Origin of the sequence: Sphingopyxis macrogoltabida (assembly GCF_001307295.1) — a bacterium.
Classification (GTDB): Bacteria; Pseudomonadota; Alphaproteobacteria; order Sphingomonadales; family Sphingomonadaceae; genus Sphingopyxis; species Sphingopyxis macrogoltabida_B.
Genome location: NZ_CP012700.1, coordinates 4,405,276 through 4,423,863 on the forward strand (window position 1 = coordinate 4,405,276; position 18,588 = coordinate 4,423,863).

Sequence of the window (18,588 nt, forward strand, 5' to 3'; positions counted from 1 at the left end):
CTGCTGAGATGCTGCAACCGAAAAAAACCAAGTTCCGCAAGGCTTTCAAGGGCCGCATCCATGGCAATGCCAAGGGCGGTACCAGCCTGAACTTCGGCTCCTACGGGCTGAAGGCGATGGAACCCGAGCGCATCACCGCGCGCCAGATCGAAGCGGCCCGCCGCGCGATCAGCCGTGCGATCAAGCGTCAGGGTCGCCTCTGGATCCGTGTTTTCCCCGACGTTCCCGTGTCGTCGAAGCCTGCCGAAGTCCGCATGGGTAAGGGCAAGGGTTCGCCGGAATTCTGGGCCGCGCGCGTGAAGCCGGGTCGCATCCTGTTCGAACTCGACGGCGTTCCGGGCCCCGTGGCCGCGCTGGCGTTCGAACGCGCCGCGATGAAGCTGCCGATCAAGACGAAGGTTATCGCCCGCCTCGGCGATACCTCGCACCTGGAGGGTTAAGGACATGGCCAAGACCGAAGATTTCAAGGCCAAGACCGACGACCAGCTCGCCGAACAGCTTGGCGAACTGAAGCGCGAGGCGTTCAACCTCCGCTTCCAGGCGGCCACCGGCCAGCTTGAAAAGGCCTCGCGCGTCAAGGAAGTGCGGCGCTCGATCGCCCGCATCAAGACGCAGCAGACCGAGCGTTCGCGCTCGGCCGCGAAGTAAGGAGACTATCGATGCCGAAGCGCATTCTGACCGGCACGGTGGTGTCCGACAAGGGCGACAAGACCGTCGTGGTGAAGGTCGAACGGAAGGTGAAGCACCCTCTGTACGGCAAGATCATCCGCCGCTCGAAAAAATATCACGCCCACGATGAAGACAACGCCATCAAGGCTGGCGAAACCGTCCGCATCGAGGAAACGAAGCCGATTTCGAAGCTGAAGACCTGGAAGGTGCTCGACAAGGTCGACACCCACAGCAAGCCCAAGGGCGCTGCCCCGGCTGCTCCCGCCGCGGCCGAAGGCTAAAGAGTTTCACGGAACCGCCGGGGTGCCCCGGTAGGCCAAGGAAGAAGGAAATGCATCGATGATCCAGATGCAGTCACAATTGGAAGTCGCCGACAACAGCGGCGCGAAGCGCGTCCAGTGCATCAAGGTGCTTGGCGGCTCGAAGCGTCGTACGGCCGGCGTCGGCGACGTTATCGTCGTGTCGATCAAGGAAGCGCAGCCGCGCGGCAAGGTGAAGAAGGGCGACGTGCATCGCGCCGTCATCGTCCGCACCGCGAAGGATGTGCGCCGCGCCGACGGTTCGGTGATCCGTTTCGACAGCAACGCCGCCGTGCTCGTCAACAAGAACGAGGAACCGATCGGCACCCGTATCTTCGGCCCCGTCGTCCGCGAACTCCGCGGCAAGGGCTATATGAAGATCATCAGCCTGGCGCCGGAGGTGCTCTGACCATGGCGAACAAGATCAAGAAGGGTGACACGGTCGTCGTCCTGTCCGGCAAGGACAAGGGCAAGACCGGCGAAGTGACGCAGAGCCTGCCGAAGGATGGCAAGGTCGTCGTCGCTGGCGTCAATGTCATCACCCGCCACCGCAAGCCGAACCAGCAAAATCCGCAGGGCGGCCTCGAGCGCAAGGAAGCGCCGCTGTTCGCGAGCAAGGTCGCGCTGGCCGATCCCAAGACCGGCAAGCCGACGCGCGTTCGTTTTGAAACCAAGGACGGCAAGAAGGTCCGCGTGGCCGTGAAGTCCGGGGAGACGATCAATGGCTGACAATTACACCCCGCGCATGCGCAAGCGCTATGACGATGTGATCGTCAAGGCGATGACCGAGAAGTTCGGTTACAAGAATGCGATGGAAGTGCCGAAGATCGAGAAGATCACGCTCAACATGGGCGTGGGCGACGCGGTCCAGGACAAGAAGAAGGTCGAGATCGCCGCTTCGGAAATGGAGCTGATCGCGGGTCAGAAGCCCGTCGTGACCAAGGCGAAGAAGTCGATCGCGCAGTTCAAGCTGCGTGAAGGCATGCCGATCGGTTGCAAGGTCACCCTGCGCCGCGAACGCATGTACGAGTTCCTCGATCGCCTGATCACGATCGCCATGCCGCGCATCCGCGACTTTCGCGGCGTGTCGGCGACGAGCTTCGACGGCCGTGGCAACTATGCCATGGGCCTGAAAGAGCAGATCATCTTCCCCGAGATCAACTATGACCGCATCGACACGGTGCGCGGCATGGACGTGATCGTCACCACCACCGCCCGTACGGACGACGAAGCCCGCGAACTGCTCAAGCTGTTCGGCTTCCCCTTCCCGATCGAAGCGCAGGAAAAGGAAGCCGCCTGATCCTTCGGGACCGGGCAGGCTCTTTCAAGAAGGAAAGAGAACTTAAGTCATGGCGAAACTGAGTTCGATGAACAAGAACGAGCGTCGCAAGAAGCTGGTGAAGAAATATGCCGGCCGTTATGCGAAGCTGAAGGCGATTGCGGCGGACACGTCGCTCGATGATGGCGAGCGTCTGATCGCGCGCCTCAAGATGGCGGAAATCCCGCGCAATGGTAACCCGACCCGCATCCGCAACCGGTGCGAGCTGACCGGGCGCCCGCGCGCTTATTATCGCAAATTCCGGCTGTGCCGTATCCAGCTCCGCGATCTGGCCAACAAGGGCCTGATCCCCGGTGTTGTGAAGTCGAGCTGGTAAGGGACTGACAAGATGGCAATGACCGATCCCCTGGGTGATATGCTCACCCGCATCCGCAACGGCCAGCAGGCGAAGAAGGACAGCGTCCTGACGCCGGCTTCGACGCTGCGCGTCCGCGTTCTCGATGTTCTCCAGCGCGAAGGCTATATCCGCGGCTATAGCGAAGAAGCGCTGGGCGCGAAGGGCCAGCATAAGGGCATCCGCATCGAGCTCAAATATTTCGAAGGCCAGCCGGCGATCCGCCACGTGGCCCGCGTCTCGAAGCCGGGTCGCCGCGTCTATTCGGGTTCGAAGGAACTGCCGATCGTGCGCAACGGCCTTGGCATCACCATCGTGTCGACCCCGCGTGGCGTTCTCTCGGACGCCGAAGCTCGCGAGCATAATGTCGGCGGCGAAGTGCTGGCGGAGGTGTTCTGATGTCCCGCATTGGTAAAAAGGCAGTGGCAATCCCGGGCGGCGTCACCGCCGCGATCGACGGCGGCCAGCTGTCGGTCAAGGGTCCCAAGGGCACGCTGGCGATGCCGCTGTCCGACCTCATCAACTATGAAGTCGGCGAAGGCAGCATCTCGGTGCAGCCCGCGAACAGCACCCGCGAAGCACGGGCGTTCTGGGGCATGCAGCGCACGCTGGTCCAGAATCTGATCACCGGCGTGACCGAAGGCTTCACCAAGGTCCTCGAAATCACCGGTGTCGGCTATCGCGCCAACTCGCAGGGCAAGACGCTGAAGCTGCAGCTCGGCTACAGCCACGATGTCGATTTCGCGGTGCCCGAAGGCATCGAGATCAAGACGCCGGACAACACGACGATCGAGATCAGCGGTATCGACAAGCAGAAAGTCGGCCAGGTCGCGGCGGAAATCCGCCGCTGGCGCAAGCCCGAACCCTATAAGGGCAAGGGCATCAAATATCGCGGCGAGTACATCTTCCGCAAAGAAGGCAAGAAGAAGTAAGCCATGGCACATCTCACCTCTTTCCAGAAGCGCCGTCAGCGCGTTCGTACCGCCCTCCGCCAGCGCGCCGCCGGCCGCCCGCGTTTGTCGGTGCACCGGTCGGGCCGTCACATCTATGCGCAGCTCATCGATGACGCCGCCGGCAAGACGCTGGCCGCTGCTTCGACGCTGGACAAGGATGTCCGCGGCAAGACCGGCGCCACCACCGCAGCCGCGGCCGATGTCGGCAAGCGGCTCGCCGACGCCGCCAAGAAGGCGGGCGTGACGCAGGTCGTGTTCGACCGCGGCGGCTTCCTGTTCCACGGGCGCATCAAGGCGCTGGCCGACGCGGCTCGCGAAGGCGGATTGGAGTTCTGATTATGGCAGACGAAGTACAGAACGTCGAAGGCGCTCCCGAAGCTGCCCCCACTGAAGGCCAGGCCCCGCGCCGCGGCCGTGGCGGCGGCCGCGATGGCGGCCGTGGCGGTCGTGAAGGTGGCCGTGGCCGCCGCGACGATCGCCGCCCGCGCGACGAAGATGGTGGCGAAGAGCTGATCGAAAAGCTCGTCCATATCAACCGCGTGTCGAAGACCGTGAAGGGCGGCAAGCGCTTCGGTTTCGCCGCGCTCGTCGTCGTCGGCGACGGCAAGGGCCGCGCCGGTTTCGGCCATGGCAAGGCGCGCGAAGTGCCCGAAGCCATTTCGAAGGCGACCGCTGCCGCGAAGAAGGCGATGATCCGCGTTCCGCTGCGCGACGGCCGCACGCTGCACCATGACGGCCGCGGTGTGTTCGGCGCCGGCAATGTGACGCTGCGTTCGGCGCCCGCCGGTACCGGCATCATCGCCGGTGGCCCGATGCGCGCCGTGTTCGAATCGCTGGGCGTTGCCGATGTGGTGACCAAGTCGGTCGGCACCTCGAACCCCTATAACATGATCCGCGCGACCTTCGAGGCGCTCGGCGAACAGACCAGCCCGAAGTCGGTCGCGCAGCGTCGCGGCAAGAAGGTTTCGGACCTGATCAAGCGTGGCGGCGCGTCCGACCGCGCAGCCGAGGCCGAAGCCGCGGCGGTGACGGAGTAAGACAATGGCCGACAAGAAGATCAAGATCCGCCAGATCGGTTCGCCGATCCGTCGTCCGAAGAGCCAGCGCGCCATCCTGACCGGCCTCGGCCTGGGCAAGATGCGCCGCGAGGTCGAACTGGTCGACACCCCGGAAGTGCGCGGCATGATCCGCAAGCTTCCGCACATGGTGGAAGTCGTCGAGGGCTAAACCCGCGATGAAGCTCTATCGCCTGTTGACCGGTCCCGACGACAGCGCCTTCTGCGCGCGGGTCGAGGGACTGCTCAACCGGGGGTGGCAGCTTCACGGCAGCCCCTCGATCACCAGTGTCGATGGCCGCGGCTATGTCGCCCAGGCCATCGTGATGGAAAAGGCCGGCGACTATCCCGGCTTTCAGCCATCGAGTGAAATCGAACCGGATTGAAATTTTCGATCCATAGCGCGACCACAGCGAAAGCGAGTGCAAAGACATGACGATCAAGCTTAACGAACTTCGTGACAACGCCGGCGCCCGCAAGGGCCGGATGCGCGTCGGACGCGGCATCGGCTCGGGCAAGGGCAAGACCGCCGGCCGCGGCCAGAAGGGTCAGAAGGCCCGCAGCGGCGTCGCGATCAACGGCTTCGAGGGCGGCCAGATGCCGCTTCACATGCGCATCCCGAAGCGCGGCTTCAACAATATCTTCGGCAAGGACTTTGCCATCGTCAATCTGGGCATGATCCAGAAGCTGGTCGATGCGAAGAAGCTCGATGCCAAGGCCGTGATCGATCACGCCGCGCTCAAGGCGGCTGGCGTTGCACGCGGCGGCAAGGACGGCGTTCGCCTCCTCGCCAAGGGCGAATATAGCGCCAAGCTGAATTTCGCGGTTGCCGGCGCGTCGAAGGGCGCGATCGAGGCGGTCGAAAAGGCCGGCGGCAAGGTCGAGCTTCCTGAAGTCAAGGAAGCAGCGCCCGAAGGCAAGAAGGCCCAGCGTCGCGCCAAAGCCAAGGCCGAGTAAGATTTCGCGAGGGGCGGTTCGAAAGGACCGCCCCTTGCCACATGGCGACAGTTGATCCGCCCTTCGCTCGCAAGGCTCGATGCGAAGGCGGGCGCGGCCTGTATCGACGAGCTGCGTCGTAAAATAGGCCTTTCCCCTTGCGCTTCGGGCCCTCCGAACGCACATAGGCGCTGGGTCGCGGGGGGCGCGGTCCGGAATATCCGAGGAAGATACCCATGGCCTCTCGCGCCGACCAGCTTGCATCCAACCTGAACTTTTCGAAGTTCGGCCAGGCGACCGAACTCAAGCGGCGAATCTGGTTCACGATCGGCGCGCTGATCGTTTTCCGTTTCCTGTCGTTCGTGCCGCTGCCGGGCGTCGACCCGGTCGCGCTGTCGCGGCTTTACGATCAGGCGGCGTCGGGCGGCATCCTCGACATCTTCAACACCTTCTCGGGCGGCAGCCTCGAGCGCATGAGCATCATCGCGCTCGGCGTCATGCCCTACATCACGGCGTCGATCGTCGTCCAGCTCGCCTCGGCGCTGTCGCCGAGCCTCGCCGCTCTCAAGAAAGAGGGCGAGAGCGGGCGCAAGAAGCTCAACCAATATACGCGCTACGGCACCGTCGCGCTGACCGCGATCCAGGGCTATTTCATCGCCGTCGGCCTCGAAAACCTCGGCCAGAGCCAGGGCATCGCCGCGGTCGTCGACCCGGGGATGATGTTCCGCATCGGCGCCGTCATCTCGATCGTCGGCGGTACGCTGTTCCTGATGTGGCTCGGCGAACAGATCACCAGCCGCGGGATCGGCAACGGCGTGTCGCTGATCATCATGGCGGGCATTCTTGCCCAGCTTCCGCGCAGCTTCGCGCAGATGTTCACGCAGGTCCGCGAAGGCTCGATGGGGGGCGGCACGATCGTCGCCGTCATCGGCGGCGCGATCGCGATCATCGCCTTCATCAGCTTCATGGAACGCGCCCAGCGCCGCGTCCTCGTCCAGTATCCGAAACGCGCGACGCAGCGCGGTGTGATGCAGGCCGACCGCAGCCATCTGCCGCTCAAGGTCAACACCGCGGGCGTCATCCCGCCGATCTTCGCCTCGTCGCTGCTGCTGATGCCGCTCACCGTCACCCAGATGATGGGCAATAATGTGAAGGGCGATACCGCCTGGGGCGATTTCCTGATCACCCTCAACCAGTATCTCGCGCACGGCCAGCCGCTCTATATGGCGCTCTATGCCGCGGGCATCATCTTCTTCTGCTTCTTCTACGTCGCGGTTGTCTTCAACCCCGAAGAAACCGCCGACAATCTGAAGCGTCAGAACGGCTTCATCCCCGGTATCCGCCCAGGCAAGAACACCGCCGCCTATCTCGACCATGTGCTGACCCGCATCACCGTGATCGGTGCGGCCTATCTCGCGGCGATCTGTCTGGTGCCGGAATATTTCATCGCCGGATCGGGCCTGCCGTTCCAGCTCGGCGGCACCAGCTTGCTGATCATCGTCAACGTGACGATCGACACGATCAGCCAGATCCAGAGCCACATGCTCGCGCATCAATATGGCGACCTCATCAAGAAGGCCAAATTGAAGGGCGGCGTTGCGCGGCGCTGATCGCCTCGCTACGGCATCCTGCGACAGGGCAACAACAGGGGCTTCCATGACGCTCAACATCATTTTGCTTGGTCCGCCGGGGGCGGGCAAGGGTACGCAGGCATCGCGCCTCGAGGACGAGCATGGCATGGTCCAGCTCTCGACCGGCGATATGCTGCGCGCCGCGGTCAAGGCGGGCACGCCGATCGGCCTGCAGGCCAAGGCGGTGATGGATGCGGGTGAACTCGTCTCGGACGAAATCGTCTCGGGCCTGATCGGCGAAAGGCTCGACGAACTGGGCAGCGATACGTCGGTGATCTTCGACGGCTATCCGCGCACCGCCGCGCAGGCCGAATCGCTCGACGAAATCCTCAGCGCGCGCGGCCGCAAGCTCGATCATGTTATCGAGCTTCGGGTCGAAGAAGACGCGCTCGTCGATCGCATCACCGGACGCTTCTCGTGCGCCAAATGTGGCGAGGGGTATCACGACCGTTACAAGCTGCCGAAGGTGGACAATGTTTGCGACGCTTGCGGGAGCAGCGAATTCAAACGCCGCCCCGACGATAATGAGGAAACGGTGCGCACCCGCATGGCCGAATATCGCGCCAAGACGGCGCCGATCCTGCCGATCTACGAAGCGCGCGGCATCGTGACCCATGTCGACGGCATGGCGCCGATCGACGAAGTCAACGACGCGATCGAAACGATTCTGGCGACCGCGGGCTGAGGCCCTCCCCTCAACGATAATCGTCATTGCGAGCGTAGCGAAGCAATCCAGAGCGGTGTAGAACGCCCCTGGGTTGCTTCGCTACGCTCGCAATGACGGAGCTTTGGGCTGCAAGGGGGACGTTATGAGATCGAAGCGAATTCTTGCCGGCTTCATTGCCACGGCCATGCTTCCCACCACGCCGGCGGCCGCCAAGGTGATCGACCAGAGCGAAATCGGTTTTACCGTCGCGCATACCGCGCAGGTTGCAGCGACGCCCGCCGATGTGTGGAAGATGCTCCGGACGCCCGACAAATGGTGGTCGAAAGAGCATAGCTGGTCGGGCGATGCCGCCAATTTCTGGCTCGATTCGCAGGCCGGCGGCTGCTTCTGCGAGAAATTGCCAGATACGGGATCGGGTCTTGGCAGCGTCCAGCACGCGCGGATCGTTTTTGCCAAGCCGAACCAGATGCTGCGCTTGTCGGGCGCGTTCGGTCCGCTGCAGGGCGAGGCGCTGAACGGCACGCTGACGGTGCAGATCAAGCAAACGCCGACCGGATCGGCGATCCGCTTCGATTATGTCGTCGGCGGCTATATGCGCTTCAAGGTCGGCGACATCGCGCCCGCGGTCGACGGCGTGATCGGCGAACAGCTTGCGGGGCTCGCGAAAGCGCTCGGCGGCGCGCTGCCGCCATCGCGCGACGAAAAGGCCGCGGCCGACGCCGACAAGCAAAAGTCTGGGACCGATGCCAACGAAGCTCCGGCCGACGAAGGGCCCGGCCTCGACGATGTCGCGGCCGATCTGGCGAAAGACGACGAGGTCGTGGCTCCCCGCTAGGCGCCGGTCAGGATGTGGGTTTGCCGCGCAGCTTGGCAAGCGCTGCGAGCGGTCCCGCAGCCTCTTCGCTCAGCACGCCCTTCTCGGCGAGGATGCGGTCGGCGTCGGGGTGGCGCGGAAAGGGATCGAGCCCGAGCGAAAGCGTTTGCACGGCGGCCTCGCCCAGATCGATCCGGTCGCCTTCGAGCGGCAATATGTCGCAATCCGCGTCGCTGATCTCGATTTCCTCTTCGCTCGCCGCTGCGTCGACGTCGCGCAGGAATTTCAGGTCGAACGTTTCGGTCAGGTTCGCCGGCACCGGCAGGTCGGTCGCGGCGCAGCGCTGGACGAGTTCGGCGCGCACCTCGCCGCGCGCTGCGATGCCGCCGGCGACGGCACGCACCTCGGCGGTCACGGCGAAGGAGGCGAGTTTAACGAGATCGAGCCGTTTTGCGATCCGTTCGCGGGCTTCGGCGTCGGCTTCGATCGCAATCGTCTTGCCGTGCGCGGCGTCGGCCAGCGTGACGATGTGCGAAAATTCGGGATCGGCGTTCAAGCGGAGCCCCCGGGCAGGCGGTCGGCGACGATCAGTTCGGCAACGGGTGTTGCTGCCAGCGCCGCACGTTGCGTAGCAACCTGCGCCGCGACATAGGCCAGCCGTTCCTCTCCGGGCGCTTCCCCCCCCCGCCACAGGTTGCGGACCAGCGCGGCACGCAGCTCGTCCGACCCGTCGGCCGCCTTATAGGCGCCGAGGCGGCCGCCGAGCGCGCCGACCATCCGTCCGATCTGCTTGCCGACGACCATGTCACCGAAACCGATCTGGCGCATCTGTCCGTCCATATCCGACACGAAGAGTTCGGTGAGTTCGACGCCGGCGCGAACGACATCGGGATCCTCGTCGATACGGTGGAGGACAAGCGCGAGGATCAGGCTGACCATGTCGAAACGGCCGTCCAGTGTGTCGGGAACGCCGCCCTCCTCATACCAGTGCGGTTGGCGCGCGGTGGCGACGACGGCGTTCCAGAGCGGGCGGCGCGCCTCGCGCGGGTCGGGATCGGGTTTGAAGAGTTTGCGGAGCGAGAACATGTGGAGTCGCTTAGGCCCAATCGGCGCGGCCGAAAAGGGGGGCTGGTCAGCTTCTGGCAAGCTTTGCCGCGCCACAAGCGGCTTGTGCGCGGCGTCCGCTTGCGGTTAAGAGGCGCGAGAGCATGCGCGGCCGCCGGGAAAGACGGGGGCACGCGCAACGGAGATTGTCGAATGCCGAATTTCATGCCCAAGCTTCCTGCCTCGCGCCCGCGCCTGATCGTCGTCGGACTGATGGTCGCGCTGACCGCGGGCGGCTGTACGCAGATGAAGGGGCGGCAGGGCTATGTCGTCGATCCGGTGCTGACGCAGGCGATCACGCCCGGCGTCGACAATCGCGAGTCGGTCGAAAAGACGCTCGGACGCCCGACTTTCGTCGGCCAGTTCAGCAACAATGAATATTATTATGTGTCGCGCGAAACGCGGCAGCTCGCCTTCGCCAATCCGCGCCCGATCGCGCAGCAGGTGCTGCGCGTCCGCTTCGACCCCGCCGGCAACGTCGCGGCGGTCGACAAGACCGGCCTCGAACTGGTGAGCAAGCTCAATCCCGAAGGCGACAAGACCCCGACGCTGGGCCGCCACCGCAGCTTCTTCGAGGATATCTTCGGCAATATCGGCGCGGTTGGTGCGCCGGGCGCCGGGGCGCCTCCGGGACAGTAAGTTATCGCTTCAGCTTTGCTGAAGCGCGCGGCACCGGCCCGCTCCCCACCCGGCCTCCCAATCCAGTTTATTCTGTGGGAGGCCGGGCGGGGGAGCGGGCCGGTGCCGCTTCCGGCGTCAGCCGGAAGATCAAAGCTCTATTGCGCGATCCCGCCAGCCGCGAGCACGGCGAGCGTGACCAGATCGGATGCGGTCGATGCCATCGTCGCGACCTGCACCGGCTTTTCCATGCCGACGAGCATCGGTCCGATCACCGCACCGCCGCCGAGTTCGCGGAGCAGCTTCGCCGACAGATTGGCCGATTGCAGTCCCGGCATCACCAGCACGTTCGCCGGGCCCGACAGGCGGCAGAAGGGATAGTTCTTCATCACCTTCTCGTTCAGCGCGACGTCGGGCGCCATTTCGCCTTCATATTCGAAGCCCGGGTTCCGCTGGTCGAGGATCGAAACCGCATCGCGGATATTGTCGAGCCATTCGCCCGGCGGGTTGCCGAAGGTCGAATAGGAGAGAAAGGCGACTCGCGGCTCGTGCCCCATCCGCCGCGCGACCTGTGCGGTACGTTCGGCGATATCGGCGAGCATGACGGCCGACGGCCGTTCGTTCACCGTCGTGTCGGCCATGAAGATGGTGTGATGCTGGTCGACAAGGACGTGGATGCCGAAGGGCGTCTTGCCCTCGGCATGGTCGATCACCCGCCGCACTTCGCGCATCGTCTGCGAATAGGTGCGCGTCGTGCCGGTGATCATCGCATCGGCAAGGCCGAGCTTGAGCAGCAGTGAGCCGAAGATGTTGCGATCGCGGTTGACCATGCGTTCGGCATCGCGGCGGAGATAACCGCGCCGCTGCAGCCGTTCGTAGAGCATGTCGACCATCTCTGGCACATGCGGCGAATTGACGCTGTTGTGCACCTCGAACGACTCGGCGTCGGCGACGCCCATCGCGCGCAATTTGTCGTGCAGCCCTTCGCGCCCGACGAGCACCGGAATGCCGTAGCCGCCGTCGCGGAACTGGATCGCGGCGCGCAGCACGACCTCCTCTTCGCCCTCAGCAAAAACGACGCGCTTCGGGTTCGACCGCGCGGCTTCATAGGCGAGCGTCAGTACCGACGTCGTCGGGTTGAGGCGCGCACGGAGGCGGGTGCGATATTCGTCGAGATCCGCAATCGGCCGCTGCGCGACGCCCGTCTGCATCGCCGCTTCGGCGACCGCGGCGGGAACGATTTCCATCAAACGCGGGTCGAAGGGCGACGGGATGATATATTCGGGACCAAAGCTCGACGCACGTCCGCCATAGGCCGCGGCGACTTCCTCGGGCACCTGCTGGCGCGCGAGGTCGGCGATCGCATAGGCCGCGGCGATCTTCATCTCTTCGTTGATCGCGGTCGCATGGACATCGAGCGCGCCGCGGAAGATGAAGGGGAAGCAGAGAACATTGTTGACCTGGTTCGGATAGTCCGAGCGCCCGGTCGCGATGATTGCGTCGGGTCTTGCGGCACGAGCATCCGGCGGCGAGATTTCGGGATCGGGGTTCGCCATCGCGAAAATGATCGGCGCCGGTGCCATGTCCTTGACCATTTCGGGCTTGAGCGCCCCCGCGGCCGAGAGGCCGAGGAAGACGTCGGCACCGATCAGCGCTTCGGTCAGGTTGCGCGCTTCGGTCGGCACGGCATGCGCCGACTTCCACTGGTCCATGCCTTCGGTCCGGCCCTGCCAGATCGTGCCCTTGCGATCGCACATGATGACATTTTCGTGCCGCACGCCCATCGCCTTGATGAGCGCGGTGCAGGCGATCGCGGCCGCGCCCGCGCCGTTGACGACGACCTTGACGGTCGAAAGGTCGCGCCCGGTCAGGTGACAGGCGTTGATCAGGCCCGCGGCGGTGATGATCGCGGTGCCATGCTGGTCGTCATGGAACACCGGGATGTTCATCTTTTCCTTCAGCGCCTGTTCGATGATGAAGCAGTTCGGCGCCGCGATATCCTCGAGGTTGATGCCGCCGAAGCTCGGTTCGAGCAGCGCGACGGCGTCGATGAACGCCTGCGGATCTTCGGTATCGACCTCGAGGTCGATCGAATCGACGTCGGCGAAGCGCTTGAACAGCACCGCCTTGCCTTCCATCACCGGCTTCGAGGCGAGCGCGCCGAGGTTGCCGAGACCGAGGATTGCGGTTCCGTTCGAGATCACCGCGACCAGATTGCCTTTGATTGTGTAGTCGTAAGCCTTGGCCGGGTCCGCGGCGATCGCGTTGACCGGGACGGCGACGCCGGGCGAATAGGCAAGGCTGAGGTCGCGCTGCGTCGCCATCGGCTTTGACGCGACGATCTCGATTTTCCCGGGCCGGCCATATTCGTGGTAGAGCAGGGCCTCGCGGTCGGAAAACTGCACCTTGCTGCCACTATCCATCGTCTATCCTCTCCTCTGATCCACAAGCCGCGCGCCCGATCTCTTTCCTAGACCTGGTTCCGGCATTGCCGAAACCATAATCCACACCGGTCCACTCGCTATGGCTTACCCCCAGGAACATTAATCCCCTAGCGTCACCCGGGCGGATTGTAACCGCGAATGTTGCAGGCGCATGCCTTGCCATGTCGCCCCCAATCACTAAGCAGGGCGAATGCCCGCGACCGCCCCGAAACCTGCCAACAGCAACGCCGCACCCGCCGCCCATCCCGCCGCAACGCCGATGATGGCGCAATATTGGTCGCTGAAGGACAAGGCCGGCGACTGCCTGCTCTTCTATCGCATGGGCGATTTCTTCGAACTGTTTTTCGACGATGCCAAGGCAGCGGCGGCGACGCTCGACATCGCGCTGACGTCGCGCGGCGAACATGGCGGCGAACCCGTGCCGATGTGCGGCGTGCCCGTCCACGCCGCCGAATCCTATCTCGCGCGGCTGATCCGCGCCGGCCACCGCGTCGCGATCGCCGAACAGGTCGAAAGCCCTGCCGAAGCCAAGGCGCGCGGCGGGTCGAAAGCGCTTGTGGCGCGGGCGATCGTTCGTTTCGTCACCGCCGGAACGCTGACCGAAGAGGCATTGCTCGAAGGACGCAGCGCCAATCGCCTCGCCGCCCTCGCCGAGGTCGGCAGCGAAGGCGAGGTCTCGATTGCTGCCGCCGATATCTCGACCGGACGGTTCGAGGTCGTCGCGGTGCGCCGTGAGGCCGTCGATGCCGAACTCGCGCGGCTGGCGCCGTCCGAATTGCTGGTGAGCGAGGGCGCAGAGGCACCGGTAGCAGGGGCGCGGCAGATCGTGCGGCGGCCGGCGGGCGAATTTGCCAGCACCGCCGGGCAGAAACGGCTCGAAGCCTTGTTCGGCGTCCAGACGCTCGATGGCTTCGGTAGCTTTTCGCGCGGTGAAATCGCCGCAATGGGGGCGATTGCCGCCTATCTCGATCATGTCGGGACCGGTTCGGCGGTCTTTCTCCAGCCGCCGCTGCGCGTCTCGGCGTCGGATCGCATGGCGATCGACGCGGCGACGCGCGAGAGCCTCGAACTCGTGCGCACCATGGCGGGCGCTCGCGACGGCAGCCTGCTCGCGACGATCGACCGCACCGTGACCGCGGCGGGGGCGCGGCTGCTCGCCGACGATCTCGCGAGCCCGCTGACCGACAAGGGCGCGATCCTCGAACGGCTCGATCTGGTCGACAGCCTCGCGCGCGATGCGCTGTGGCGCGGCGAGCTGCGCGCGACGCTGCGTGCGCTGCCCGATGCCGGACGGGCGCTCGGGCGTCTCGTGGCGGGGCGCGGCGGTCCGCGCGACCTTGCGCAGCTGCGCGATGCGCTCGGCGGGGCGCGGCTGCTCCGCGAACATCTCGCGCGCCGTGCCGACCTGCCGCCGCTCCTCGCGCGGCTGCTGCCGGGGCTCGACGGCCATGGCGCGCTCGTCGATGAGCTCACGCGCGCGCTGATCGAGACGCCGCCGGTCGACGCTGCGCAGGGCGGCTATATCGCCGAGGGCTATGATCATGGCCTTGATGCGCTGCGCGAAACGGCGCGCGATGGGCGCAAGGCGATCGCGGTGCTCGAGGCGGGCTATCGCGACCGCACCGGCATCGCCTCGCTCAAGATCCGCCACAATGGCGTGCTCGGCTATCATGTCGAGGTGCCGGCGAAGCATGCCGATACGCTGATGGCTCCCGACTCGGGCTTCACCCATCGCCAGACGCTCGCGGGGGTCGTCCGCTTCAACTCGGCGGATCTCCATGAAGCGGCGAGCCGGGTGACGCAGGCGGGCGTCCACGCGCTCGCCGCCGAGGCGGCGCATCTCGAAACGCTGACCGAGCAGGCGACGCAGCGGCGCGAGGCGATTGCCGCATCGTGCGACGTGCTCGCGCGGATCGATGTCGCCGCGGCGCTCGCCGACCATGCGATGAGCCACAACTGGTGCCGCCCCGACCTTGCCGATGAGCCTTGCCTCGACGTGAGCGGCGGCCGCCACCCGGTGGTCGAGGCGACGCTGGCGAAATCGGGCGAGCGCTTCGTGCCGAATGACGTCTCCCTGTCCGAAGCCGACCGGCTCTGGCTCGTCACCGGCCCCAATATGGGCGGTAAATCGACCTTCCTGCGCCAGAATGCGCTGATCGTCGTGCTCGCGCAGGCGGGGGGCTTCGTCCCCGCGGCGTCGGCGAAGCTCGGGCTCGTGGACCGGCTGTTCAGCCGCGTCGGCGCCAGCGACAATCTCGCGCGCGGGCGCTCGACCTTCATGGTCGAAATGGTCGAAACCGCCGCGATCCTTGCGCAGGCCACTCCGCAAAGCTTCGTCATCCTCGACGAGGTCGGGCGCGGCACCTCGACCTACGACGGGCTCGCGCTCGCCTGGTCGGTGGTCGAGGCGGTGCACGAGGTCAATCGCTGCCGCTGCCTGTTCGCGACCCATTATCACGAGCTGACCCGCCTCGCCGAAACGCTGAACGCTCTCTCGCTCCACCACGTCCGCGCGCGCGAATGGCAGGGCGATCTGGTGCTGCTCCACGAGGTTGCCGAGGGGCCCGCCGACCGCAGCTATGGTCTTGCGGTCGCGCGCCTCGCCGGGGTGCCCGCGGGTGTCGTCAAACGCGCCGAAGCGGTGCTCGCGAAGCTCGAGGCGGGGCGCGAAGCAACCGGCGGACTCGCCGCCGGGCTCGACGACCTGCCGTTGTTCGCGGCGACGCTCGCCGCAGCGCCGGCGGCGGCCAAAGATGCGCTGCGCGAGGCGCTCGGTGCGATCGATCCCGACGCGCTCGCCCCCCGCGAAGCGCTCGACACGCTTTATGCGCTCAAACGGCTGATGGCGGACGAGGCATGAGCGACCTGTTCGACAATCTCGACCAGCGCCGCGCGATTATCGACCGGCGCGAGTTGGCCGGCCGGCTCGACGCGATCGCCGCCGAGAACAGCGATTCCGGCGTTCGCCGCCGCGCGATGGTCGCGCTGCTCAGGGACGCGCTCGACAAGGGGCGGAGCGAAATCGAACACCGGCTGCTCGCCCATCCCTCGTCGGGGCGGCTTGCGGCGAGCGCCACCGCCTTCCTGATCGACCAGATCGTCCGCCTCAGCCACGATTTCACCGTCGGCCACCTCTATCCCGCGGGCAACCGCTCGGCGGGCGAGCGGATCACGCTGATCGCGGTCGGCGGCTATGGCCGCGGTGAAATGGCGCCGCACAGCGACATCGATATCGGCTTCCTGACCCCGTTCAAGCAGACGAGCTGGACCGAGCAGGTGATCGAGGCGCAGCTTTACACGCTCTGGGATCTCGGGCTGAAGGTCGGCCATTCGAGCCGCTCGATCGACGAGATGGTGCGCGCCGCGAAGGACGATCTGACCATTCGCACCGCGCTGCTCGAAGGACGCTTCATCTGGGGCGACCGCGACCTCTACGACCAGGCTTCAGCGCGTTTCGATGCCGAAGTCGTCGCGGGCAATGCGCGCGCCTTCGTTGCCGACAAGCTTGCCGAACGCGACGAGCGGCACAAGCGCATGGGAGATTCGCGTTACGTCGTCGAACCCAATGTGAAGGAAGGGAAGGGCGGTCTGCGCGACCTCCACACTTTGTTCTGGATCGGCAAGTTCATCCACCGCGTACGCACCGTTCCCGAGCTTGTCGATGCGGGCCTGCTCTCGGCGCGCGAACTTCGCCAGTTCGCGCGCGCCGAGAATTTCCTGCTCGCGGTGCGCTGCCACCTCCACGTCCTCGCCGGGCGCGCCGAGGACCGGCTGACCTTCGATTTCCAGCCCGAGATCGCGCGGCGGATGCAGTTCGCCGACCGCCCCGGCAAGAGCGCGGTCGAGCGCTTCATGCAGCTCTATTTTCTCCACGCCAAAAGCGTCGGCGACGTCACCGGCACCTTCCTCGCGCATCTCGACGACCAGCTTGCTGCGCGCGGCCGGCGTTTCCTGCCGACGATCCGGCGGCGGCCGGGAAAGCTCAATGGCTTCGTCCTCGACCGCGGCCGGCTTGCCTTGCCATCGGACGATTTCTTCCAGCAGGATCCGGTGCGGCTCGTCGAGATCTTCGCGCTCGCCGACAAGCACGGGCTCGAAATCCATCCGCAGGCGATGCGGCAGGCGCGCCACGATGCCAAGCTGATCGAAACGCAAGGGGTGCGCCGCAATGCGCGCGCCAACGAACTGTTCCTCGACGTGCTGACCAGTCCGCGCGATCCCGAAACGGTGCTGCGCTGGATGAACGAGGCGGGGGTGTTCGGCCGTTTCGTTCCCGATTTCGGCCGCGTCGTCGCGCAGATGCAGTTCGACATGTATCATCATTATACGGTCGACGAGCATACCATCCGCGCCATCGGCCTTCTCGCGGACATTGAGCAGGACCGCCTGAAAGACGACCACCCGCTGTCGAGCGCGATCATGAAACAGGTCCAGTCGCGGCGCGTCATCTATGTCGCGGTGCTGCTCCACGATATTGCCAAGGGCCGCGGCGGCGACCATAGTGTGCTGGGCGCCGAACTCGCGCTCCGGGTGTGTCCGCGGCTGGGCCTCACTCCGGCAGAAACCGAAACCGTATCGTGGCTCGTCCGCTATCATCTGCTGATGTCGGCGACCGCGTTCAAGCGCGACCTCGCCGATTTCAAGACGATCCTCGATTTCGCGGGGCAGGTGCAGTCGCCCGAGCGGCTCCGCCTGCTGCTCGTGCTCACCGTGGTCGATATCCGCGCCGTCGGCCCCGGCGTCTGGAACAGCTGGAAACGCCAGCTGCTCACCGAACTGTTCGACGCCGCCGAGGAGGTGCTCCGGCTCGGCCATAAGCAGAAGGGCCGCGAATCGCGGATCGCGGGGAAGAAGGAGGCCGTCGCTGCGCTGCTCCGCCTCGACGAAAAGGGCTTCGCCAAGCTCGCACGGCGTCTGCCCGAAAGCTATTGGATCGCCGAATCGGTCGAGGTCATCGCCGCCAATCTGATCCATATCCAGCAGGCCGGAAACGCGCCGCTGCACATCGCTGCGGTGCCCGACGACGATCGCGGTGCAACCTTGGTGATGGTGCTCGCCGCCGACCATCCGGGGCTTTTCTATCGCATCGCGGGCGGTATTCACCTGGCCGGCGGCAACATCATCGACGCGCGCATTCACACGACGCGTGACGGGCTCGCGCTCGATAATTTCCTCGTCCAGGATCCGCTCGGCCGCCCGTTTGCCGAGGCCGAGCAGATCGTCCGGCTGACCCGGGCGATCGAGGATGCGCTGGCCAACAGGCACCGGCTGTTGCCCAAGCTCGAAGCACGGGCGTTGCCGCGGACGCGTGCCGAGGCGTTTCGCGTCGTTCCCAACGTCTTCATCGACAACAAGGCGTCGAACCGTTTCACGGTGATCGAGGTCAATGCACAGGACCGCCCGGCGCTGCTCAACCAGCTTGCCTATGCGCTGTTCCAGTCGAAGGTCACGGTGCATTCGGCGCATGTCGCGACCTATGGCGAGCGCGCGGTCGATACTTTCTATGTCACCGATCTGATCGGCGACAAGATCGACGGCGCAGCGCGGGTGAAGTCGCTCGAAAAACGCCTCCTCGAAGCCGCGACGAGCCAGAGCGAGGATGCGGTCGCCGCATAGACCCCGTCCAAAGGATTAGTTTTTCTAGCCATTGAGGCGAGTTTTTCTGCGCGTTGACCTTCCCCAGCGAGAGATTTAGCCACGCTGGCAATCAGAAAAGCCGAGGAGG

At 65.3% G+C, this 18,588-nt stretch carries 23 protein-coding genes; 20 read left to right on the forward strand and 3 right to left on the reverse strand.

The genetic code is table 11. From position 1 onward, the window contains the following. Nucleotides 1-8: 8 nt before the first annotated feature. The 17 genes from rplP to AN936_RS20530 all read left to right on the forward strand — a co-directional run bounded on the left by rplP (nucleotide 9) and on the right by AN936_RS20530 (nucleotide 8,718). Nucleotides 9-440 carry a 50S ribosomal protein L16 gene (gene rplP, locus AN936_RS20450; RefSeq protein WP_054589692.1) on the forward strand — a complete coding sequence of 144 codons (432 nt, stop codon included), beginning with the start codon at nucleotides 9-11 and terminating at the stop codon, nucleotides 438-440. 4 nt (nucleotides 441-444) lie between these two features. Then, nucleotides 445-648 (forward strand): 50S ribosomal protein L29, encoded by a 204-nt coding sequence (gene rpmC, locus AN936_RS20455; protein WP_054589693.1) that lies wholly within the window; start codon nucleotides 445-447, stop codon nucleotides 646-648. Nucleotides 649-659: 11 nt separating this feature from the next. Then, entirely contained in the window at nucleotides 660-950 is a 291-nt protein-coding gene (gene rpsQ / locus AN936_RS20460; protein ID WP_037556374.1) for a 30S ribosomal protein S17, read from the forward strand. Between the two features lie 58 nt (nucleotides 951-1,008). Beyond that, complete coding sequence (rplN, locus tag AN936_RS20465) at nucleotides 1,009-1,377, forward strand: 50S ribosomal protein L14 (RefSeq protein ID WP_053555865.1); 369 nt, start codon at nucleotides 1,009-1,011, stop codon at nucleotides 1,375-1,377. A gap of 2 nt (nucleotides 1,378-1,379) precedes the next feature. After that, nucleotides 1,380-1,697, forward strand: a complete 318-nt coding sequence (gene rplX / locus AN936_RS20470; protein WP_054589694.1) for a 50S ribosomal protein L24 — start codon at nucleotides 1,380-1,382, stop codon at nucleotides 1,695-1,697. Beyond that, nucleotides 1,690-2,268, forward strand: a complete 579-nt coding sequence (rplE, locus tag AN936_RS20475; RefSeq protein WP_054589695.1) for a 50S ribosomal protein L5 — start codon at nucleotides 1,690-1,692, stop codon at nucleotides 2,266-2,268. The genes rplX and rplE overlap by 8 nt, the downstream gene beginning before the upstream one ends. A 49-nt stretch (nucleotides 2,269-2,317) precedes the next feature. Next, the gene (gene rpsN, locus AN936_RS20480; RefSeq protein ID WP_054589696.1) at nucleotides 2,318-2,623 is read left to right on the forward strand and encodes a 30S ribosomal protein S14; all 306 of its coding nucleotides are present in this window, start codon (nucleotides 2,318-2,320) and stop codon (nucleotides 2,621-2,623) included. Between the two features lie 12 nt (nucleotides 2,624-2,635). Beyond that, on the forward strand, nucleotides 2,636-3,040 hold the full coding sequence (rpsH, locus tag AN936_RS20485) for a 30S ribosomal protein S8 (RefSeq protein ID WP_054589697.1): 405 nt from the start codon (nucleotides 2,636-2,638) through the stop codon (nucleotides 3,038-3,040). Next, entirely contained in the window at nucleotides 3,040-3,573 is a 534-nt protein-coding gene (rplF, locus tag AN936_RS20490; protein ID WP_054589698.1) for a 50S ribosomal protein L6, read from the forward strand. Before rpsH ends, rplF begins: the two co-directional genes overlap by 1 nt. 3 nt (nucleotides 3,574-3,576) lie before the next feature. Beyond that, the gene (gene rplR / locus AN936_RS20495) at nucleotides 3,577-3,930 is read left to right on the forward strand and encodes a 50S ribosomal protein L18 (protein WP_054589699.1); all 354 of its coding nucleotides are present in this window, start codon (nucleotides 3,577-3,579) and stop codon (nucleotides 3,928-3,930) included. 2 nt (nucleotides 3,931-3,932) lie between these two features. Further along, complete coding sequence (rpsE, locus tag AN936_RS20500; protein ID WP_084758563.1) at nucleotides 3,933-4,631, forward strand: 30S ribosomal protein S5; 699 nt, start codon at nucleotides 3,933-3,935, stop codon at nucleotides 4,629-4,631. 4 nt (nucleotides 4,632-4,635) lie between these two features. Then, a complete protein-coding gene (rpmD, locus tag AN936_RS20505; protein ID WP_054589700.1) occupies nucleotides 4,636-4,821 on the forward strand; it encodes a 50S ribosomal protein L30 in 186 nt (61 codons plus the stop codon). 7 nt (nucleotides 4,822-4,828) lie between these two features. Next, the gene (locus AN936_RS20510) at nucleotides 4,829-5,035 is read left to right on the forward strand and encodes a DUF1737 domain-containing protein (protein ID WP_054589701.1); all 207 of its coding nucleotides are present in this window, start codon (nucleotides 4,829-4,831) and stop codon (nucleotides 5,033-5,035) included. Nucleotides 5,036-5,081: 46 nt separating this feature from the next. Beyond that, nucleotides 5,082-5,606: a 50S ribosomal protein L15 gene (gene rplO / locus AN936_RS20515; protein WP_084758564.1), complete on the forward strand. Its 525-nt coding sequence runs from the start codon at nucleotides 5,082-5,084 to the stop codon at nucleotides 5,604-5,606. A gap of 215 nt (nucleotides 5,607-5,821) precedes the next feature. After that, nucleotides 5,822-7,195, forward strand: a complete 1,374-nt coding sequence (gene secY, locus AN936_RS20520) for a preprotein translocase subunit SecY (protein WP_054589702.1) — start codon at nucleotides 5,822-5,824, stop codon at nucleotides 7,193-7,195. A 46-nt stretch (nucleotides 7,196-7,241) separates the two neighbouring features. Beyond that, nucleotides 7,242-7,901, forward strand: coding sequence for an adenylate kinase (locus AN936_RS20525; RefSeq protein ID WP_054589703.1), 660 nt, complete (start codon nucleotides 7,242-7,244; stop codon nucleotides 7,899-7,901). 166 nt (nucleotides 7,902-8,067) lie between these two features. Further along, nucleotides 8,068-8,718, forward strand: coding sequence for an SRPBCC family protein (locus tag AN936_RS20530; protein WP_234715662.1), 651 nt, complete (start codon nucleotides 8,068-8,070; stop codon nucleotides 8,716-8,718). Nucleotides 8,719-8,725: 7 nt separating this feature from the next. Here the strand turns inward: AN936_RS20530 and AN936_RS20535 are convergent, their stop codons facing one another. After that, nucleotides 8,726-9,253 carry a YceD family protein gene (locus AN936_RS20535; RefSeq protein ID WP_054589705.1) on the reverse strand — a complete coding sequence of 176 codons (528 nt, stop codon included), beginning with the start codon at nucleotides 9,251-9,253 and terminating at the stop codon, nucleotides 8,726-8,728. Beyond that, nucleotides 9,250-9,783 (reverse strand): ubiquinol-cytochrome C chaperone family protein, encoded by a 534-nt coding sequence (locus AN936_RS20540; RefSeq protein WP_054589706.1) that lies wholly within the window; start codon nucleotides 9,781-9,783, stop codon nucleotides 9,250-9,252. The genes AN936_RS20535 and AN936_RS20540 overlap by 4 nt, the downstream gene beginning before the upstream one ends. 183 nt (nucleotides 9,784-9,966) lie before the next feature. Here AN936_RS20540 and AN936_RS20545 point away from each other — a divergent pair, with 183 nt between their 5' ends. Further along, nucleotides 9,967-10,440, forward strand: coding sequence for an outer membrane protein assembly factor BamE (locus AN936_RS20545; protein ID WP_234715663.1), 474 nt, complete (start codon nucleotides 9,967-9,969; stop codon nucleotides 10,438-10,440). A gap of 137 nt (nucleotides 10,441-10,577) precedes the next feature. Here AN936_RS20545 and AN936_RS20550 read toward each other — a convergent pair whose 3' ends face one another. Then, the gene (locus AN936_RS20550) at nucleotides 10,578-12,842 is read right to left on the reverse strand and encodes an NADP-dependent malic enzyme (protein WP_054589708.1); all 2,265 of its coding nucleotides are present in this window, start codon (nucleotides 12,840-12,842) and stop codon (nucleotides 10,578-10,580) included. Between the two features lie 280 nt (nucleotides 12,843-13,122). Here AN936_RS20550 and mutS point away from each other — a divergent pair, with 280 nt between their 5' ends. Further along, complete coding sequence (gene mutS, locus AN936_RS20555) at nucleotides 13,123-15,723, forward strand: DNA mismatch repair protein MutS (protein WP_054590456.1); 2,601 nt, start codon at nucleotides 13,123-13,125, stop codon at nucleotides 15,721-15,723. Beyond that, entirely contained in the window at nucleotides 15,720-18,479 is a 2,760-nt protein-coding gene (locus AN936_RS20560; protein WP_054589709.1) for a [protein-PII] uridylyltransferase, read from the forward strand. The genes mutS and AN936_RS20560 overlap by 4 nt, the downstream gene beginning before the upstream one ends. Nucleotides 18,480-18,588: the final 109 nt, after the last annotated feature.

Coding starts and splice junctions, on each gene's coding strand:
- rplP (WP_054589692.1), top strand. CDS start 9: ATGCTGCAACCGAAAAAAACCAAGTTCCGCAAGGCTTTCAAGGGCCGC.
- rpmC (WP_054589693.1), top strand. CDS start 445: ATGGCCAAGACCGAAGATTTCAAGGCCAAGACCGACGACCAGCTCGCC.
- rpsQ (WP_037556374.1), top strand. CDS start 660: ATGCCGAAGCGCATTCTGACCGGCACGGTGGTGTCCGACAAGGGCGAC.
- rplN (WP_053555865.1), top strand. CDS start 1,009: ATGATCCAGATGCAGTCACAATTGGAAGTCGCCGACAACAGCGGCGCG.
- rplX (WP_054589694.1), top strand. CDS start 1,380: ATGGCGAACAAGATCAAGAAGGGTGACACGGTCGTCGTCCTGTCCGGC.
- rplE (WP_054589695.1), top strand. CDS start 1,690: ATGGCTGACAATTACACCCCGCGCATGCGCAAGCGCTATGACGATGTG.
- rpsN (WP_054589696.1), top strand. CDS start 2,318: ATGGCGAAACTGAGTTCGATGAACAAGAACGAGCGTCGCAAGAAGCTG.
- rpsH (WP_054589697.1), top strand. CDS start 2,636: ATGGCAATGACCGATCCCCTGGGTGATATGCTCACCCGCATCCGCAAC.
- rplF (WP_054589698.1), top strand. CDS start 3,040: ATGTCCCGCATTGGTAAAAAGGCAGTGGCAATCCCGGGCGGCGTCACC.
- rplR (WP_054589699.1), top strand. CDS start 3,577: ATGGCACATCTCACCTCTTTCCAGAAGCGCCGTCAGCGCGTTCGTACC.
- rpsE (WP_084758563.1), top strand. CDS start 3,933: ATGGCAGACGAAGTACAGAACGTCGAAGGCGCTCCCGAAGCTGCCCCC.
- rpmD (WP_054589700.1), top strand. CDS start 4,636: ATGGCCGACAAGAAGATCAAGATCCGCCAGATCGGTTCGCCGATCCGT.
- AN936_RS20510 (WP_054589701.1), top strand. CDS start 4,829: ATGAAGCTCTATCGCCTGTTGACCGGTCCCGACGACAGCGCCTTCTGC.
- rplO (WP_084758564.1), top strand. CDS start 5,082: ATGACGATCAAGCTTAACGAACTTCGTGACAACGCCGGCGCCCGCAAG.
- secY (WP_054589702.1), top strand. CDS start 5,822: ATGGCCTCTCGCGCCGACCAGCTTGCATCCAACCTGAACTTTTCGAAG.
- AN936_RS20525 (WP_054589703.1), top strand. CDS start 7,242: ATGACGCTCAACATCATTTTGCTTGGTCCGCCGGGGGCGGGCAAGGGT.
- AN936_RS20530 (WP_234715662.1), top strand. CDS start 8,068: ATGCTTCCCACCACGCCGGCGGCCGCCAAGGTGATCGACCAGAGCGAA.
- AN936_RS20540 (WP_054589706.1), bottom strand. CDS start 9,783: ATGTTCTCGCTCCGCAAACTCTTCAAACCCGATCCCGACCCGCGCGAG.
- AN936_RS20545 (WP_234715663.1), top strand. CDS start 9,967: ATGCCCAAGCTTCCTGCCTCGCGCCCGCGCCTGATCGTCGTCGGACTG.
- AN936_RS20550 (WP_054589708.1), bottom strand. CDS start 12,842: ATGGATAGTGGCAGCAAGGTGCAGTTTTCCGACCGCGAGGCCCTGCTC.
- mutS (WP_054590456.1), top strand. CDS start 13,123: ATGATGGCGCAATATTGGTCGCTGAAGGACAAGGCCGGCGACTGCCTG.
- AN936_RS20560 (WP_054589709.1), top strand. CDS start 15,720: ATGAGCGACCTGTTCGACAATCTCGACCAGCGCCGCGCGATTATCGAC.